Origin of the sequence: Sphingomonas sp. Sph1(2015), from assembly GCF_001970915.1 — a bacterium.
Taxonomy (GTDB): Bacteria; Pseudomonadota; Alphaproteobacteria; order Sphingomonadales; family Sphingomonadaceae; genus Sphingomonas; species Sphingomonas parapaucimobilis.
On record NZ_MQUI01000045.1, the window covers coordinates 1 to 17,764 of the forward strand.

A 17,764-nucleotide genomic window follows, 5' to 3' on the forward strand; every position below is an offset into this window, starting at 1 on the left:
CTGGCGCGGGATGACATGAAATCCTCCCCTCCCCTTCAGGGGAGGGGCCGGGGGTGGGGCGCTTCCGCAAGCGAAACGCCCATGGCGATGCCCCGCCCCAACCCCGCCCCTGAAGGGGAGGGGCTCACTTCACGGTCGGTCCGGAAACCCTCAGCGTAAGGGCAGGCGCAGCCGCGTCGTGGTGCGGGTCAGCGGATAACGCTGGCCCGCCCATTCGAAGACCCCCGGCAGGCTCGCCGGACGCGTGATGTCCGCCGACAGGCGTCCCCCCGCGATCCGGTAGCGCACCGTCACCGGCCCCGCCGGAGTCGCCGCAGTGGCGTCGAGCTGCTTCAGCGTCCCCAGCGCCGGTGCCACCCGGACCGAGGCATAGCCCGGCGATCCCGGCCCGATCCCCGCCACGATGCCGAGCAGGTCGGCGGTCGGATGCGCGCTCCACGCATGGCTGTCCGAGCGCGTGTCGCCGCGCTCCTCGGGCCAGGTCGTGTAGTTGAGCTTGAGCAGCTCGCGCCACGTGTCGAGCAGCGCCAGATAGCGATCGCCCTGCCCGGCATGGACGAACGCCTGCGCCAGATACCAGGCGAAGTAATAGCTGGTGGTGAACATGCCCTCGGGCGCATCGATACCCTTGCCGGGTGCGACGATGCGGTCGAGGATGCCGCGTGCCTCCTGCGGGGTCGCGACATCGTACAGGATCGCCAGCGCGTTCATATGCTGGCTGAAGACCGTGCCGTCGGGATTGTCGGCGAACAGCCCGCGCGGCCCCACCCAGCAGCGCTGGCGGATCGCCGCCTTCACCCGGTCCGCCAGCGCGGCATAGTCGGCGGCATGGGCGGCATCCCCCGCCACCGCCTCGATCTGTGCGCCCTGCTGCAACGCGCCGAGCCACGTCACGCTCATCAGGCAGCTTTCGCCATTCGCGTCATAGGACGGGAAGCGGGTCCGGTCGGTCGCGGGCTGCCCGACCCAGTCGATGAAGTTCCACTGCGGATTCTTGCCCAACAGGCCGTCGGGTTTCTGCCACGGCTTGTACCAGTCGAGCACGCGGCGCATCCGCGCGACGTTGCGGCGCAGGACGGCCGTGTCGGGCTGGTGCATCCGCCAGTCGTCGAGCATCCCCACCCACAACAGCGAGAAAGGCGCGATGACATTGGGCACCCGCTGGGGATAGGCGCCGTCCATCAGGCCGTTCTCGACATCCGAACTCGCGAAGATATCGATCGCCTGCTCGGCCAGGCGCGGATCGCCGCCGACCGCATAGGAGATCAGCGCCTGCAACCGGGTGTCGCCGGCATATTGCAGCTGTTCCCAATAGGCGGTGTCCATATAGGTTTCGTGCGCATCGACACGTGCCGTCCGCCAGCCGATGTCGAAGATCCGCCTGAGCGTCGGATCGTCGGCGGCGAAGCGCCCGACCTGCTGGAAGGGATAGCCCGTCTCGAACGCCCGCATGTCCTTCAGCACCAGCGGCTGGTCCTTCGTCTCGACCGCGATCTCGGCGAAGCGCCAGGTCCGCCACCAGAGCGGCGCGAAGGTGCGGGGCTGGCCGTCCGCCAGGAAGGTATCGTGGATGCCGAACACTTGCCGGTCGCCGACCAGCGCACGGTCGCCCTTCTTGCGCTTGGCGTCGTACAGCGCCTCGGACCAGGTGACGGTGATGCTGGCCCCCGCCCCGCCCGCCACGTCGAGTTCGGGATAGGCCGACACCATGGCGTCGCGCTGGATCAGCAGGCGGACCTTGCTGTTGGCGGGAATGGTGACGGCGCGCGTCGGAAACGCCTGGCCGCCCGCCAGATCGGTGCGGACGACCTTGCCCGGAACGGTCGGCGCATAGCTTTGCGGCGGCAGGCGATCCTCGACCAGCGTCCGCTGCGCCGCATCGGGTGCGGCGACCGCATCCTGCCAGCCCGCCCCGCGCTCGGTCGCGCCGGTCCAGTCGAAATCGGCCTTGGCGGCGTCGATCGTCTCGGGCTGTCCGGCGACATAATACCAGCCGCCCTTGATGACCTGTCGCCAGCCATTCTCGAAGAGGTGCCCGGCATCGCGGTTGACCCGCCATCCCGGCCGATCGGTCGAAATCGCGGCGGCCGCATCGTCGCCGACCAGGCGGAAGCCGGTCGCGACCGATTGCTGGAAGGATGGTGCGGTCTGGGTGAACAGCGCCGCGCCCTCGGCATTGCGGCGCTGCTGCGCGGTCGGGTTGGGCGGCAACTTCATCGGCTTCACGCCGTTCCACACGACGGCGGCGATGACGTTGCGCCCATTCGTCAGATAGGGTGCCAGGTCGATCGCCTCTTGCCGCCAGTGCGCCACATCCCCCGTCGACGGCCCCGCCGCCACGCGGCGACCGTTGACGTATAGGATGAAGCGATTGTCGGCGGTGACGCGGACCGGAAAACGGCCCGGATGGCCCGACAGGTCGATCGTGCGGCGGAAGTGCAGCACGACGGGGTTCGCCGTGGCGGGCGCATCCGGATGACTGATCCAGCCCCCCGCACCGTCGTTCTTCGCACCGTCCTGCGCCACGCAGGGATGGGCGAGACACAGGGTCGAGGCGATCAGCGCCTGCAACAGGGACTTGCGGGTCATCGTTCGATCTCCAGGGTGACGGGGCCGGTCAGCCCGGCGGCCACCGGCTTCAGATTCTTGTATCCGCCCGCATTGGGGTCGATCATCGCGTTCTGCGGCGTGTTCGCCACCATGATGGTCAGGTCATTGTCCCCGACGCGCACCGCCCGGGTGATGTCGACGCGGAACGGCGCGGAGATGACGGGTTGCAACGGGCGCCCGTTGACGCTGACCGTCGCCATGTCGTGAACCGCTCCAAGGTCGAGCAGCACGCGCTGCCCCGGCTTGAGCCAGTTCGCCTCGATACGGATCAAGCGGCGATAGGTGCCGTTGCCCGCAAAGCGCGCCAGTTGCGGGACGGCACGCCAGTCGCCCAGGGCCATGGTACCCAAGGATGCGCCATAGGGTTCGCGCCCGCTATGCCCCGCCACCGACAGGGTCCAACCATCGACGGGCAGCGCATGGCGTTCGATAACGGACCGTGCGGGCACCGTCCGTGGACGCGTCGCGGGATCGCTGACCAGAAGCGCGCTTTCCCCAGCGGCCAGCGTCAGGGCGATCCGCGTACCGCCGCGCTCCGCTCTGCCATCGACCGGCGTCACACTGGCGTCCATCGCATTCCAGCGCGTCACGCCCGCCGCGACCGGCAGCACCATCCCGGCATCGCGCGGGGCATCGGCCAGATTGTGGACGAAGGTCACGAGCCGCTTGCCGACCCTGCGCTGGACATAGACCAGTTCGGACGGATCGCCGCCGGTCCATTGCAGGTTCGCCGGGATGCCCCGCGCGCGCAGCGTCGGCACGAGCTGGTCGAGCGGCACGACGCGCGCGCCGGCCGCCCGAGCCGCCGCCATCGCCTTCACCACGCGGGCGTCGCGCGCGGCGGCATCGTGCAGCCCCTCGTCGCGCGACGGCAGCTTGTCCGTGAAGATCACCGGCAACCCCGCCTTGGCGAAGCCCGCGATCCGCTCGGCGGTTTCGGCACGGATGCCGTCCAGCGGCGGCAAGACCAGAACCGGGTAGCGCGCGCCTCCCTTCGACACGAGCATAGACCCCTCGACCCGCGCGGATTCGATCGAATCCGGGTTGATCCGGTCGAAGTCATAGCCGCCGCCCAGGAACGCCTTTTCCGCCCGCTGCTTGCCCGCGCCCGCATCCTCGATCCCGACATAATAGCCGGTCTGGCCATAGAAATAGGCGACCGGCACCACCGGCCTACCCTGCTGGAGCACCGCCTGCGTCCGGGCGATATAGCGGGCGAGCGTCGGCACCCCGGCCCAGATGGGGTTGCTTTGGGTGAACATCGTGCTGAAGCCAAGACCGAAGGGGCTGGGCTGGAAAGCATGCCAGCCGGGCCATTTCGGATCGGACAGGCGATAGTCATGGCCATGCAGGATCAGGCTGTTGACCCCGCCCGCAAAAATCAGGTCGGCCCGCCGCCGCAATTCGTCCGGCGTGACGTCATAGGGGCGGTCCTTCCACACCAGGCTCTCGGCCGACACGATCGGATGGCCGTACAGGTCCGCGCCGGAGCGGGCGAAGCGCATGAAATAGGGATCGCCCTCATGCACCAGATCCTCGGTTTCCGGGATGTCGACGATGCCGTAACCGCGTACGATATCGATGGCCCCGCCATGCGCCTGGAACTTCGCCTTCAGCCCATGCGCATGGTTCCAGGCGACGAAGGGCTTGAGGAAACCGTCGAACATCAGGTCGGACACGGTGCGCCGGTAATCGGCGCGCACCCGGTCGGCGGTCGTGTCCTTTGCCTCGAAATAGGGCGGCGACCAATGTTCGCCCCAGGCCTGCATCCATCCCGGCTGCAGCGTGAAGGGCAGATACGGCGTCAGGTCATAGCCGCGCCGCTTGCGGAATTCGTCGAGGAACGTCCGCCCCCAGGGCAGGTCCTGCATCAGCTCCAGGCTGTCGACAAAGGTCGATCGGATGCCGACGGGGTTCTTGCCCAACGGATCGCCCACCCGCGCGGCGTGCGCGGCAAAGGCGTTCGGGTCCATATGGTCGAGGATCAGCTGCGGCCCCTGTCCCGCCGCGCCCAGCACACCGACGTTCGAGGCATAGCGCTTGAACACGAACACCTGCCAGGTGCCGGGCGGCGGCGTCCAATCCAGCGTGCCGTCGGGCTTCAGCTTGTCGGTGAGGACCAGCGTGTCGGCGGTGGCCAGCGTGCCCGGCTTCACCACATCCTCCCACGGATAGAGGACGAACCCGGCGGTCGGCCCGGCGGGCTTCAGGTCGGGCGCGGTGCCGCGCATCGCCACCACCGCGACGATCCCCGCCTGCGCATCCATCCGCGCGGGCCAGTCGGCGACCTTGGGGTCCTTCACCCGCGCGTCGAACATCGACAGCGCCCCCAGCCGCTTGGTGCGCGTCGGGATCGCCACCCTGACCGGGCCGGTACCCTCGCCGCCGGTCACCTGGGTCCGCGCCATCGTCAGTTCGACGAACGCCTTTTCCGGCGTGATCGCAAAGCCGCCCCCCGACGGCCAGGCGGAGCCCAGCGTATAGTCCAGGTCCATCCCCCGCGCCCTGGCCGCCGCCGCCGCGACGCGGACATGCGCAAAGAAGGGCGGCTCGGCATAGTCGTTGACATGCGCCTTTTCCTCGGGCGACAGGTTCGCGAAATTGGGGCCGAGCGCCTGGATCTCCGCCCCGGCGAACCCCGCCTCGTCGAGCAGCGCGATCTCGCGTTGCAGTTCGGCATCCGTCACCGCACCGCCCGGCCACCACCAGCGGAAGCGCGGACGCGCCGCCTTGGGCGGGGTCGCGAAACGCTGTTCCAGCGATGGTTCGCCCTCGCGCGCGGCGACCGGCGCGGCGGTGCCGGACAGGGCGCTGGTCGCGATCAATGCGGCGATCAGGGTGCGACGGAGCGGCATGGTATGTCCTTTCAAATCCACGATACGCAGCCTGCTTCGGGTGGTCAGCCCCTCAGGGTTTCAGCGTCGTTCGGGTCAGTCTGGCCGTGCCCTTGAGCACCGGGTCGGTCGCGGAACGCGCCACTTCGATCGCCACCGTTTCGGACGGCACGATCCAGCGCTGCTGGCGCACGTCGAAGTCGGCGATGACGCGCGGGTCGACCGTGACCGATACGGCCCTCGTTTCGCCGGGCTGCAGCATCGGCTTGCTCCATCCCACAAGCCTCTTCGCCTTGCCCGGACGGGTCAGATAGACCTGCGGCACGTCCGCCCCGGCCCGCTGGCCGGTATTGGTGACGGTGAAGCGGATCGTGGGGCGCTGCCCGCCCGTCACCTTCAGTCCGTCATAGCGGAAGCTGGTATAGCTGAGGCCGTACCCGAAGGCGTAGAGCGGCGACGCGTTCCGCTTGGCGAACCAGCGATAGCCTGCATCCGCGCCTTCCGGGAAATGAACGTCGAACGGCTTCGCACTGGCCATCAGGCCATAGGTCGCGCGCGTCGCCGCGTCGGCGGGTGCGGCATCGCCGCCGGGCAGGACCGGGTTGGGCAGTTGATCCACGCTGGCCGGGAAGGTCACCGGCAGGCGGCCCGACGGATTGACCGCGCCGGTCAGCACGCGCGCAATCGCCTCGCCGCCGCGCTGCCCCGGGAACCAGGCGGCGACGATGGCCGCGACGTCCTTCTGCCACGGCATCGCGACCGGATTGCCCGTTTCCAGCACCACGATCGTCTTCGGATTGGCCTTCGCCACCGCCGCGATCAGCGCGTCGCCGTTGCCATCGAGCGACAGGTCCTTCTGGTCGGCCGCCTCGGTCGACCATTTCTCGCCGAACACGATCGCCATATCCGCCGCCCGCGCCGCGTCCGCCGCCACCGCCGGATCGCGGCCGTCGACGAAGGTGATCTGCGCATCGGGGCGCACCGCCTTCAGCGCGGCGAGCGGCGCGGTGCCGCCATAGCTGCGCTTGGAAAAGGAGGCGACACCCGCCCCGACCTGCCGTTCTTCCAGCGCAAAGCCGCCGACCGGGCGCACCTGGCTCGACCCGCCGCCCGACAGGGTGCCGATATCGGCATGGCCGCCAATCACCACGATACGCCGCGCGGTCGCCGCCAGCGGCAGGACACCGGCCTCGTTCCGAAGCAGGACGATGCCTTCCTCGGCCGTACGCTGGGCGACCAGGCCATGTGCGTCATAATCGATCGCAGCCCCCGCCGTGACCGGGCGGTCGACGATGCCGCTGGCATACATGCTGCGCAGGATCCGCAGCGCGGCGGTATCGACCGCCTTTTGCGGGATACGCCCCTCCTCGACCGCCTTGACCATCAGCGTCGAGAACCACGGCTTGCCATCGATCTGCTCGCCGGATTGCTGGTCGAGGCCATGCAGGATCGCCTCGCTGGAATGCACCGCACCCCAGTCCGACATCACGAAGCCCGGAAAGCCCCAGTCGCGGCGCAGCACGTCGTTCAGCAGGAAGGTGTTCTGGCAGGCGAAGTCGCCGTTCACGCGATTATAGGCGCACATCACCGAATGCGGGCGCCCCTGTTCCATGCCGATCTGAAAGGCGAGCAGGTCGCTTTCGCGCATCGCCGCCTCGTCCATGACCACCGAATGGACGTTGCGCCCGGTTTCCAGGTCGTTGATCGCGAAATGCTTGATCGTGCCGATGATACCGTTGGACTGTACACCGGCGATCTGCGCACCCACCAGCGTACCCGCGAGCAACGGGTCCTCACCCAGATATTCGAAGTTCCGCCCGGCACGCGGATCGCGCACGAGGTTCACGCCGCCCACCAGCATGACGTTGAAACCCTTGGCACGCGCCTCACTGCCGATCATCGCGCCACCCGCACGCAGCAGCTCGGGGTTCCAGCTCGCCGCCTGCCCCATGCCCGACGGCATGGCGGTGGCGACGTCGCCCTTGCGCAGGTCGTTCAGGTTGGAGACGCCCAGGCTCGCGTCCGTCTCCGTCAGGTTGGGAATGCCGAGCCGCGGCACCCCGGTGATGACCCCTGCGCCGACGGGTACGCCCGCCAGCCGCTTGGCCGCCGGCAGCAGCGAGGGCATGGGGCCATGGAGAAGGCCGATCTTCTCCTCGGGCGTCATCTGCGCCAGCGTGCGCGCCGCCCGCTGGTCGGGATTGCCAGCCTCCTGCGCTGCGACAGGCATCGCGGCGCCCGCCAGGAGGAGGGCGACGCCCGCGATAGCCTGCCGCCCCATCATCAGAACCCCACCCGGAAGTTGAGGCCGAATTCACGCGGCCTGACGGCGGTGCCGACGGAATAGCCGGTCGGGAACACGCTATAGTCCACCTGGGTCGACCCGCGCGTCGTCAGGACCGCGACATTGGCCAGATTCTTGGCAAAGACCGAGAATTCATAGGCATCGTTAGGTCCGCGCACGCCCAGGAAGACGCTGTTGTTCAGCAGGTCGCCATATTTGACGTTGATGAACGGGTCTTCGCGCTTGGGCACGTAATTGGCCAGGCCACGGACGAACAGCTCGCGATTGCCGCTGACCGGCACGCGATATTCGGCGTTGACGCTGACACCCCAGGGCGCCTGGTCGCTGAGGCGACCGTTGAGGCGGCAGAATGCGACGTTCTGGCCCACCGGCACGCGCTGCGCCCCGTTCGAGTCGGGAATGCCGTCGCCGTTGAAGTCGTTGCACGGCGCCTGCGCGTTCTTGAACTTGGCGTCGTTATAGGTCGCGCTCAGGCCAAGCTGGAGCTGTGTGCCGATCCGGGTCGACAGCGTCCCCTCGACACCCCGAACCCGTGCGTCGCCATTGAAGGTGAAGGCCGCATTGTTGTCGACCACGCCGTCCTTGTTGGTCGACACCGCCAGATACGAGTTGGTGTAGGCCAGGTAGTTCTTGAAGTCCTGCTGATAGACCGCCAGCGTGAACTGCACCTTGCGGTCGGCGAACGCGCCCTTCAGCCCGATCTCGTAATTGTTCGAGGTTTCGGCCTTGGTCACGAGCAGGCTTTCGTCCAGCTTCGCGGTCGTTGTGTTCAGGCTGCCCGGACGATAGGACCGGCCATAGGTGGCATAGGCGGTCAGGTCACGGCTGAACTCATGTCGGAAGCTGGCGCCCCCGGTCAGCTGGCGGAAGGTCCGGTCGCGATTCGCCGGGCTGACGCCCGAACTGACGATCGGGTTCGGTCCGAGCAGCGCGCCGCTCAACGTCTGGACGAAGTCGGTGCGGACCTTCGACTCCTGCCAGCGCAACCCGACCTGAAGCTGATCCTTGCCGGTGACCTGGAAGCGGTGGTCGGTGAACAGGGCATAGGTGTCGACCTTGCTGGGCACCAGGACACCGACATCGAGCTTGGGCACGAACTGCGCCGGGGTGCCCGGTGGCACGAACTGGAACAGATACTGATCCTGCCCGACATTCGTGTTCGACGTGCTATGCTCGTAATAGCCGCCGAACAGGAAATTCCAGAACCGATTGCCCTGCGAGGTCAGGCGCAATTCCTGCGAGATCTGCTCGCTGTTCGTCTGGAACGACTGGTTCTGCGAGAAATTGGGAATGCTGCCGCCATAGGCGATGTCGTTGACGCGGCCCTGATCGATATTCTGATAGCCGCCGATATAGTTCAGCGCGACGCTACCCAGATCGAGCCCGGCCGCCAGGCTGACGATATGGCCCTCATAGCTGTAGCGCCCCGGCTTCGTCACCAGGGCCGAGCGATCGGCCGGCGTCAGGATCGGGTTCGTGGTCTGGCCCGGCAGCGTGAACAGCATCGGGCTCGTGAGCGTCCGGTTGTTCAGATACTGGTAGGTCAGGTCGAAATGCAGTTGCGAGGTCGGCTGGAAGGCGACGCTCAGGCGACCGCTTTCGGTCTTGTCGCTGTCCCGGTCGCCGGTGCGCAGGTTGCGGACGCCGGTGCCGATGTTCCGGTCGAACAGTCCCGCCGCGCGGACGGCGAGCACGCCCGGGATCAGGGGCACGCTGACCGCGCCCTGCGAATTGATCCCGGCCTGCGTCGTCAGCGTCTGCTGGAAATAGCCGTCGACCTCGTTCAGGTCGGCGCGGCGGGTCGCGATCGTGATGGCGCCCGACGGCGACGTGCGGCCGCGCAGCGTGCCCTGCGGCCCGCGCAGCACCTCGATCTGGCCGACATCGTACAGCGCACGGAACGCGCTGCTCGCGTCGAGCGGGGTCTCGTTGAAATAGATGTCGACGGTCGGCGACGTGCCCGAATTGGGGTCGAAGCCGACGCCGCGCAGGGTCACCGAATTGGTCGTCGGCTCCTTGGCGGTCAGGCTGAGCCCCGGGGCGAGCTGGTCGATTTCGGCAAAGCTGCGCAGGTTGAGCTTCTGGATGGTGTCGCCCTGCACGACGTCGACCGACTTGGGCACGTCCTGAAGGCGCTCGGCGCGCTTGTTGGCGGTGACGATGATGTCGCCGACGGCCTGTTCGCTCAATGCGGGATCGGCAGTCGTCGACGGCTCGATCGGCGTTTGCCCGGTGGTCGCGCCGGATTGGGCCAGCGCCGGTGCCGCAAAGGCAGCCATCAGGACCCAGGCCGACGTGGAAGCACAAAAGCGACGAAGCTTCATCATCCCCTCCTTATTTCATTTTATGAGATGAAGTCCTAATCAATGGACCAATCATGTCAATGTAATAGATCGATTCCGTACGATTACGTCGTAAGAATGTGGAAAGTGATGCTGAAATGCCACGCGAACAGGCGGCCCGCCGCCCTGTCCGCGCGGCTCTCGTCCCTATCGGATCCTGGCCCCCCGCCAGCCGTAGAGTGCCACGATCGCGAACGCGACGGCGGGCAGCAGGAAGGCGGCAGGCGTACCGTAATGCTCTCCGATCAATCCCATCGGATAGGGCAGCAGCACGCCGCCGCCGATCGCCATGACCATGAACGAAGCCCCCCGCTTGGCCGCGCTGCCCAGGTCGCGCACGCCCAGCGCGAAGATGGTCGGGAACATGGTCGACATGAAGAAGAACACGCCGATCATCGCGACCAGTGACACCCGGTCGATCCCGGCCGCTACGACGAGACACAGCACGACGTTGATCGCCCCGAAGGTCGTCAGGAGCGCGTGCGGGCTGACCCGCGCCAGCAGCGCGGTCGAGGCGAAGCGGCCCAGCATGTACGTCACCAGCGCCAGCGACAGCAGATAGGCGGCGACGCGCGGGGTCAGCCCGCCCCAGGTGGTGATCGCGACGTTGATGAACAGCGCGCCGATGCCGACCTGCGCGCCGATATAGATCGCCTGGGTCAGCACGCCATAGACGAAGTGCGGTCGCCGCAGCGTCGCCTTCGTGCCGGGTGCGTCATGCGCCTCCTCGGCGATCTCGGGCAGGGTCACGCGCGAGACGAACAGCGCGAAGACGATGATCGCGGCGCCGATCACGGCATAGATCAGCCGCACATTGTCATGCCCGCCGCTGGCCGATCCCCCCTCGGCGAAGAACAGCGTGCCGCCGATCAGCGGCCCGATAAAGGTGCCCAGGCCGTTGAACGACTGCGCCAGGTTCAGGCGACGCGACGCGCCCTCCGCAGGCCCCAGCACATTGACGTAGCTGTCCGCCGCGGTTTCCAGGCAGGCAAGGCCCGCCGCCAGGACGAACATCGATCCGACGAACGGCGCGAACTGGCCGATGGCCGCCGCCGGTATGAACAGCAGCGCCCCCAGCGCCGTCACCGCCAGCCCGATCAGGATACCGGCCTTGTAGCCCAGCCGCTGGAGCAGCAGTCCGGCGGGCAGGCTGACGACCAGATAGGCCCCGAAATAGGCGATCTGCAGCCAGGTCGACTCGGCGGTGCCGACGTGCAGCGTGTCCTGGAAATGCTTGTTGAGGACATCCAGCAGGCCATAGGCCAGCCCCCAGATGAAGAAGAGGCTGATGGCGAGGGCGAGCGCGGTGCGCAGCACGCGCGGCGGCACATCCTCGGCCAGGACGATCTGAGGAGGCTTCATTGCACGTCTCCAAGGATGGCGGGGTCGATACGATAGAGGCGGCACGCATTGCCGCCCCAGACGGCGCGGCGCTCCGCCGGGGTGAGGTCGCCGATCGCATCGGCCAGGGCGCCCATCACGGCGTCATAGCGGCCGAACAGGCGGTCGGTAGGAAAGTCGCTGGCGGCCATGACGCGGGTCACGCCGAACAGGTCGATGGTCTCGGTGATGAACCGGCGCACCAGGGCTGCGTCCCAGTCGCGGCGGATGAAGCCGAACCCCGACAGCTTGACCGACACCTGCGGCAGGCGCGCCAGCGCCGTCATGCCGCGACGCCAATCGGCAAGCCCATCGGGATCGGTCAGCACCGGCATGCCGAGATGGTTGACCATGACGGGCACCTCGGGATGGCGCTGGGCGATCCGCGCGACGGCGATCATCTGCGCGGGATAGCATTGCAGGTCGAAGGACAGGCCATGGTCCGCCAGGCGCCCGAACCCGGCCGCCCAGCGATCGGTGCGGGTCAGGTCCGCGTCGGTATAGCTGCGCTGCGCATCGGGATGCCAGTTGGCGATATGGCGGATGCCGCGCACCCGCCCATGTTCGGCGTGACGCGCGAGCAGCGTGTCGACCGCCGGATCGGACAGATCGGCAAAGGCGATAATCGCGTCGGGCAGCCCGGTTTCCACCGCCAGCCCTTCCAGCCACCGCGTCTCGGCCAGTGCGTCCTCGGGATGGGCTCCCGCATCGACATGCACCGCCCCGACGACGTTCCACCCCGCCGCCTCGGCCCGATAGTCCCCCGGCAGATAAGTCCGCGCGATGCTTTCGACCGATCCGTTGGGGCCGTCATCGGCAAAGGGCGGCTGGAGCCAGGGGTAACGGAGATGCGCCAGGTCCCAGAAATGGACATGGGCATCGACGAACGGAACGTCGTGCATGATCCTCTCCTTCCGCCGCCCGGTATTCCGGGTCGCGCGGCCAAATTCAGAAGGTGGTGCGGCCACCCGACGTGTCGAAGGTCGCCGCCGTGGTGAAGCTGCATTCCTCGCTGGCCATGAAACAGACCATCGCCGCCGATTCCTCGACCAGTCCCAGGCGGCCCATCGGGATCTTCGAGCGCATATAGTCGACCTGGCTTTGCGGCAGCTGCTCCAGGATCGGGCTTTCGAAGGTCGCGGGCGTCAGCGCATTGGCGATCACGCCCTTGCCCGCCAGTTCCTTGCCCAGCGACTTGGTGAAGCCGATCACCGCCGCCTTCGACGCCGAATAGGCGCTGGCATTGGGATTGCCTTCCTTGCCCGCGACCGACGCGACGTTGACGATCCGGCCATAGCCCTGTTCGAGCATCAGCGGCACGACCGTCCGGTTGCAATAGAACAACCCGTCGACATTGACGCTCATCACGTTCAGCCAGCTCTGCACCGGAAATTCATGGACGGGCGCCGTCGCGCCGGTGATCCCGGCCGAACAGACCAGGATGTCGACCCGGCCCAGCGCCGCCTTGCTGTCGGCGAATGCGGCCTCGACCTCGCCGAGTTCCGCGACGTTCAGTGCCACGACATGGGCCGCCCCGACCTCGCTGCGCGCGCTCTCCAGCGCCTCGGCGTTCAGATCCCACAGTGCGACCTGGCCGCCCTCCGCGACGATCCGCCGCGCGACCTCCTTGCCCAGCCCGGAGGCGCCGCCGGTGATGATCGCGGCGCGTCCGGCGAAGCGCCCTGCATAGACGCTCATGCCGATGCTCCGGTGCGCGGGTGCCGCCACGCGACGACCGACTGCGCCTGCGTGCCGAGCTTCTCGATCGACAGCGCCATCGTGTCGCCCGCCTTCAGATAGATCGCCTCGGGCTTCTTGCCCTCGCCGACGCCCGGCGGGGTGCCGGTGATGAGGAGGTCGCCGGGCTCGAGCGTGATATATTCGCTGACATAGGCGATCAGTTCGTCGACCGGGAAGATCATCGTCCGGGTGTTGCCGGTCTGCATCCGCTGACCATTGACGTCGAGCGACATGTCCAGGTCCTGCGGATCGCCGACCTCATCGGGCGTCACCAGCCACGGGCCGGTCGGGCAGAAGGTGTCATGCCCCTTCCCCTTCGACCATTGCGTGCCGCGCTGCTTCTGGTTGAACCGCTCCGACACGTCGTTGACCAGCACATAGCCCGCGACGTGATCCAGCGCCTCGGCGCGGTCGACATAGCGGCAGGTCTTGCCGATGATGACGCCCAGTTCGACTTCCCAGTCGCCATGCGTCGCGCCCTTGGGCAGCATCACGTCGTCATTGGGACCCGACAGGCTGGACAGCGCCTTCATGAACATCATCGGCTCGGTCGGGATCGGCAGGTTCGACTCGATCGCGTGGTCGCGATAATTGAGGCCGATCGCGACGATCTTGCCGATCCCCGCGAGTGGCACGCCGTAGCGCGGCGTCCCCTCCACCACCGGCAGCGCGGCGACATCGGCGGCGAGCGCCTGCGGCAGCGCCGCGATCGTCAGGTCGGAGACGACGCCGGACAGGTCGCGGATCGCGCCGTCGGCATCGACGATGCCGGGTTTTTCCTGGCCGGGCTGGCCATAGCGACAGAGCTTCATGGGTCGGGTCCTCAGTGGGTATAGGGGCGGTGAAGGGGCACGTCGGCGTTCAGCTCGACACCGAAACCGGGCTTGTCGAGCGCACTCGCGCGGATGCGGCCATTCTGCGGCACCGGCTCGCCCAGCAGCTGCGGCGCGAACATCGGCACGATCTCGGTCGGGCCGGGGTGCATCATCAGGAATTCGGCGAAGGGCGAATTGTGGCGCGTGACGACGAAGTGATAGCTGTAGACGCTCGACCCGTGCGGGACGACCAGCTTGCCCTGCGCATCGGCCAGCGCGCTGATCTTCAGCAATTCGGTCACGCCGCCGCACCAGCCCACATCGGGCTGGATGATGTCGCAGCAGTCCATCTCCATCAGCATGCGAAAGCCCCAGCGGGTCGCCTCATGCTCGCCGGTGGTCACCAGCATACCCTTGGGCACGTTGCGCTTCAGCTGTTGATAACCCCAGTAATCGTCGGGGCTGATCGCCTCCTCGATCCATTTCAGACCGTGTTCGTGCGCGGCGATGGCGAGGCGGGTCGCATAGTCGACGTCGAGCGCCATCCAGCAATCCCACATCAGCCAGAAGTCCGGGCCGACCTTCGCGCGCATATCCGCCAGCTCGGCGATATTCTTCTTCAGCCCCTCGATCCCCTCGGCGGGGCCGTGGTGCAGCGGCATCTTGCCACCGATGAAGCCCAGCTCCTTGGCGATGTCGGGACGCGCGCCGGTGGCGTAGAATTGCAGTTCGTCGCGCACCGCGCCGCCGAGCAGGTGATAGACCGGCTCCTGCCGCAGCTTGCCCAGCAGGTCCCACAGCGCCAGGTCGACGCCCGAGATCGCGTTGATGACCAGCCCCTTGCGCCCGTAATATTGGGTCGAGAAATACATCTGGTCCCAAATCTTCTCATAATCGGTCGGGCTGCGCCCTTCCAGGAAGCGCGCCAGATGCTTCTCGACGATGTAGCAGGCGGGCTCGCCGCCGGTCGTCACCGCAAAACCGATCGTGCCGTCCTCCGCCTCGATCTCGACGACCAGCGTCCCCAGCACGTTGATGCCGAAGCTCTGCCGCGACTGGCGATATTCCGGGTAACGGCTCATCGGCGTCGCGATGTGGTCGTCGATCCAGTGGCCCGCGCCCTGGTCGTGGTAATCGGCACCGGCACCCCGCGCGACAAAGGCACGAACATGCTTGATCTTCGGCAGCATCAGACCTCTCCTTTCGTTGCCCGCTTATGCATATTCGTACGTTCACGTTCAATATGTATTTTCATATAGTGGGAAGCTGTGTAAATGGATGGGACGATGGAGAGAGAGACCAAAACCAATACGGGTGTCGGCGGCAGCCAGACCCTGATGCGCGGTCTGGACGTGATCGAGGCCGTGGCCGCGGGCGCGATCACGCTCCAGCAACTGTCCGACACGCTGGAACTGACGCGCAGCACCACCCACCGCCTGGCGGCTTCGTTGGTCGAGCGCGGCTATCTCGGCTTCACGCCGCGCAGCGGCTATCGCCTGGGACCCAAGCTGCTCGAACTCGGCCATCTGGCGCAGGAACAGGCCGACATCGTCCAGGTCGCGCGCCCTCATCTCGAGGAACTGGCGCAGTCGACCGAGGACACTGTCCATCTGGGCATCCTGGACGGCGACCTGGCGCTTTATCTCGACAAGATGCCGGGCAAGCGCCGGATCACCATCTCCAGCCGGGTCGGCGACCGCCAGCCGCTATCCTCGACCGGGCTCGGCAAGGCGCTGATGCTCGATCATCCCCCCGCCTATTGGGACGAACGGTTCGCAGCGGAGCATGCGGATCGCGCGCCGCATGTCGACCACGCCGTCTGGCGCGAGCGGATGGTCGGTTACGTTGCCGCCGGACGCGCCTTCGACCTCGAAGAAAATGAGGATCAGATCCGTTGTGTCGCCGCGCCGATCCGCGATGCACGCGGGCGAATCGTCGGTGCGATCAGCGTATCGAGCGCCGCCCAGTATATGAGCGACGGCCGCCTTCACGATCTGTCGGAGAGCGTCACCGCGACCGCGCAGGCCATCAGCCGGGATCTCGGCTGCACGATCACCAACAAGGAGGGATAGATGCTGCTGGAAGGCAAGAAGGTTCTCGTCACGGGCGCGTCGGCCGGGATCGGTCGGGCGGCGGCGATCGGTGCCGCCCGCCACGGCGCGGACGTCGCGATCAACTATGCGGGCAACGACGCGGCGGCCGAGGACGTCGTCCGCCAGATCGAGGCGCTGGGTCGCCGCGCCCTGGCGATCAAGGGCGACGTCGCCGAACACGCCACCGCAGGTGCGTTCGTGTCGCAGGCCGCCGACACGCTGGGCGGGCTGGACGTCTTCGTCAGCAATGCGGGTATCTGCCCCTTCCACGCCTTTCTCGACATGCCGCCCGAAACCTTCGAGCGGACGATGCGCGTCAACCTGCACGGCGCCTATTACATGGTGCAGGCCGCGGCCAACCGGATGGTCGAACAGGGGCGCGGCGGCGCGATCGTCGCCGTATCCTCGATCTCCGCGCTGGTCGGTGGCGAGTTCCAGACCCATTACACGCCGACCAAGGCGGGCATTCATTCGTTGATGCAGTCGACCGCGATCGCGCTCGGTCGCCATGGCATACGCTGCAATTCGGTGCTGCCCGGCACGATCCTGACCGATATCAACAAGGACGACCTGGCCGACCTCGACAAGCGGGAGCGCATGGCCGCCCGCATCCCGCTCGGCCGCCTCGGCGAGCCGGACGATCTGGCCGGGCCGATCGTGTTCCTGGCGTCGGACATGGCGCGCTACGTCACCGGCGCGGCGCTGCTGGTCGACGGTGGCGCCTTCGTGAACCTGCAATAAGGGCGATCGATACCCCGGATGACCAGCGCTCTGGCATGTTTTGTGGGCGGCACGGTCGTGATCGCGCCGCCCCCGGGCGCATAACGGCCGCCGCCCGCCGAAACCGCCGGGGACCCGTGACGGGGTTCGCCAGGGCGCCGACCGGCGAGACACGGACCGCCGCGATCGATCACAGTGCGCTGGTCGCCTGACCCCGCTTTATGCGGCGCGGCATATGCCCTAAGCAGGGCCGATGCCCAAGCCAGCCGCGCAGACCTTCGCCCCCCGCCGCGGGCGCCCCACCGCCAAGCAGACCGCCGCCATCGAAAAGGCGATCGTGGACTGCGCGCGCGCGATGTTCATCGAGAACGGCTATGACGCGACGGCCATGGAAACCGTCGCGCTCAAGCTCGGCATTTCAAAGGGAACGCTCTACACCCGCTACCCGTCGAAGGAGGCGCTTCTATCCGCTGTCGTGAAGGACAGCGTCGAACGCTGGTCCGCCGAGGCGGCCGAGCATGATCACGAGCTGACCGACGATATCGGCCAGCGGCTGCGCCACCATGGCCATATCATCGCGGGGTCCCTGCACAATATCGAAGTCCAGGCGTTTCAGCGGCTGCTGCTGGCGAACGGCAATCGCTTTCCCGAGCTTGGCAGTGCGATGCACCGGCACGGCACCCAGCTCATCGTGGACCTCATCGCCCGCGACATGGCCGAGGCCGGAGCGCGCGACGGCCTGCCCCCGCAACGCCCGGCGGAAACCGCCCTGACCTTCGTGTCCGCCATCACGGGATGGCACATGCAACAGGCGAGCTTTCGGGCGGTGACCCGTGACGAAACCGAAGCATTCGCAGAACACCTCGTGACGCTTTTCATGGCCGGCCGTTCGGCGTGGTAGCTTGATATACGTACGCAACCGTGC

12 protein-coding genes are annotated in these 17,764 nt (G+C 67.3%); 3 read left to right on the forward strand and 9 right to left on the reverse strand.

What is annotated here, in order from left to right; all coding sequences use genetic code 11:
• Positions 1-150: 150 nt before the first annotated feature.
• The 9 genes from BSZ14_RS15270 to rhmD all read right to left on the reverse strand — a co-directional run bounded on the left by BSZ14_RS15270 (position 151) and on the right by rhmD (position 15,216).
• Positions 151-2,589 carry an alpha-L-rhamnosidase-related protein gene (locus BSZ14_RS15270; RefSeq protein ID WP_042488511.1) on the reverse strand — a complete coding sequence of 813 codons (2,439 nt, stop codon included), beginning with the start codon at positions 2,587-2,589 and terminating at the stop codon, positions 151-153.
• The gene (locus tag BSZ14_RS15275) at positions 2,586-5,465 is read right to left on the reverse strand and encodes a glycosyl hydrolase (RefSeq protein ID WP_076711573.1); all 2,880 of its coding nucleotides are present in this window, start codon (positions 5,463-5,465) and stop codon (positions 2,586-2,588) included. Before BSZ14_RS15275 ends, BSZ14_RS15270 begins: the two co-directional genes overlap by 4 nt.
• A gap of 52 nt (positions 5,466-5,517) precedes the next feature.
• Positions 5,518-7,728 carry a glycoside hydrolase family 3 C-terminal domain-containing protein gene (locus BSZ14_RS15280; protein ID WP_076711574.1) on the reverse strand — a complete coding sequence of 737 codons (2,211 nt, stop codon included), beginning with the start codon at positions 7,726-7,728 and terminating at the stop codon, positions 5,518-5,520.
• Positions 7,728-10,073, reverse strand: a complete 2,346-nt coding sequence (locus tag BSZ14_RS15285) for a TonB-dependent receptor (protein WP_158069222.1) — start codon at positions 10,071-10,073, stop codon at positions 7,728-7,730. The genes BSZ14_RS15280 and BSZ14_RS15285 overlap by 1 nt, the downstream gene beginning before the upstream one ends.
• 165 nt (positions 10,074-10,238) lie before the next feature.
• Positions 10,239-11,453: a sugar MFS transporter gene (locus BSZ14_RS15290; protein WP_076711576.1), complete on the reverse strand. Its 1,215-nt coding sequence runs from the start codon at positions 11,451-11,453 to the stop codon at positions 10,239-10,241.
• A complete protein-coding gene (locus tag BSZ14_RS15295) occupies positions 11,450-12,373 on the reverse strand; it encodes an amidohydrolase family protein (RefSeq protein ID WP_076711577.1) in 924 nt (307 codons plus the stop codon). Before BSZ14_RS15295 ends, BSZ14_RS15290 begins: the two co-directional genes overlap by 4 nt.
• Before the next feature lie 46 nt (positions 12,374-12,419).
• Complete coding sequence (locus BSZ14_RS15300; protein ID WP_076711578.1) at positions 12,420-13,169, reverse strand: SDR family NAD(P)-dependent oxidoreductase; 750 nt, start codon at positions 13,167-13,169, stop codon at positions 12,420-12,422.
• Positions 13,166-14,023, reverse strand: coding sequence for a fumarylacetoacetate hydrolase family protein (locus BSZ14_RS15305; protein WP_076711579.1), 858 nt, complete (start codon positions 14,021-14,023; stop codon positions 13,166-13,168). Before BSZ14_RS15305 ends, BSZ14_RS15300 begins: the two co-directional genes overlap by 4 nt.
• A gap of 11 nt (positions 14,024-14,034) precedes the next feature.
• Positions 14,035-15,216 (reverse strand): L-rhamnonate dehydratase, encoded by a 1,182-nt coding sequence (gene rhmD / locus BSZ14_RS15310; RefSeq protein WP_042488494.1) that lies wholly within the window; start codon positions 15,214-15,216, stop codon positions 14,035-14,037.
• 96 nt (positions 15,217-15,312) lie between these two features.
• Here rhmD and BSZ14_RS15315 point away from each other — a divergent pair, with 96 nt between their 5' ends.
• The 3 genes from BSZ14_RS15315 to BSZ14_RS15325 all read left to right on the forward strand — a co-directional run bounded on the left by BSZ14_RS15315 (position 15,313) and on the right by BSZ14_RS15325 (position 17,740).
• Positions 15,313-16,098 (forward strand): IclR family transcriptional regulator, encoded by a 786-nt coding sequence (locus tag BSZ14_RS15315; RefSeq protein ID WP_241823780.1) that lies wholly within the window; start codon positions 15,313-15,315, stop codon positions 16,096-16,098.
• Complete coding sequence (locus BSZ14_RS15320; RefSeq protein ID WP_076711580.1) at positions 16,099-16,860, forward strand: SDR family NAD(P)-dependent oxidoreductase; 762 nt, start codon at positions 16,099-16,101, stop codon at positions 16,858-16,860. It begins immediately after the preceding gene.
• Between the two features lie 232 nt (positions 16,861-17,092).
• Complete coding sequence (locus BSZ14_RS15325; RefSeq protein ID WP_076711581.1) at positions 17,093-17,740, forward strand: TetR/AcrR family transcriptional regulator; 648 nt, start codon at positions 17,093-17,095, stop codon at positions 17,738-17,740.
• The last annotated feature ends 24 nt before the right edge of the window (positions 17,741-17,764 follow it).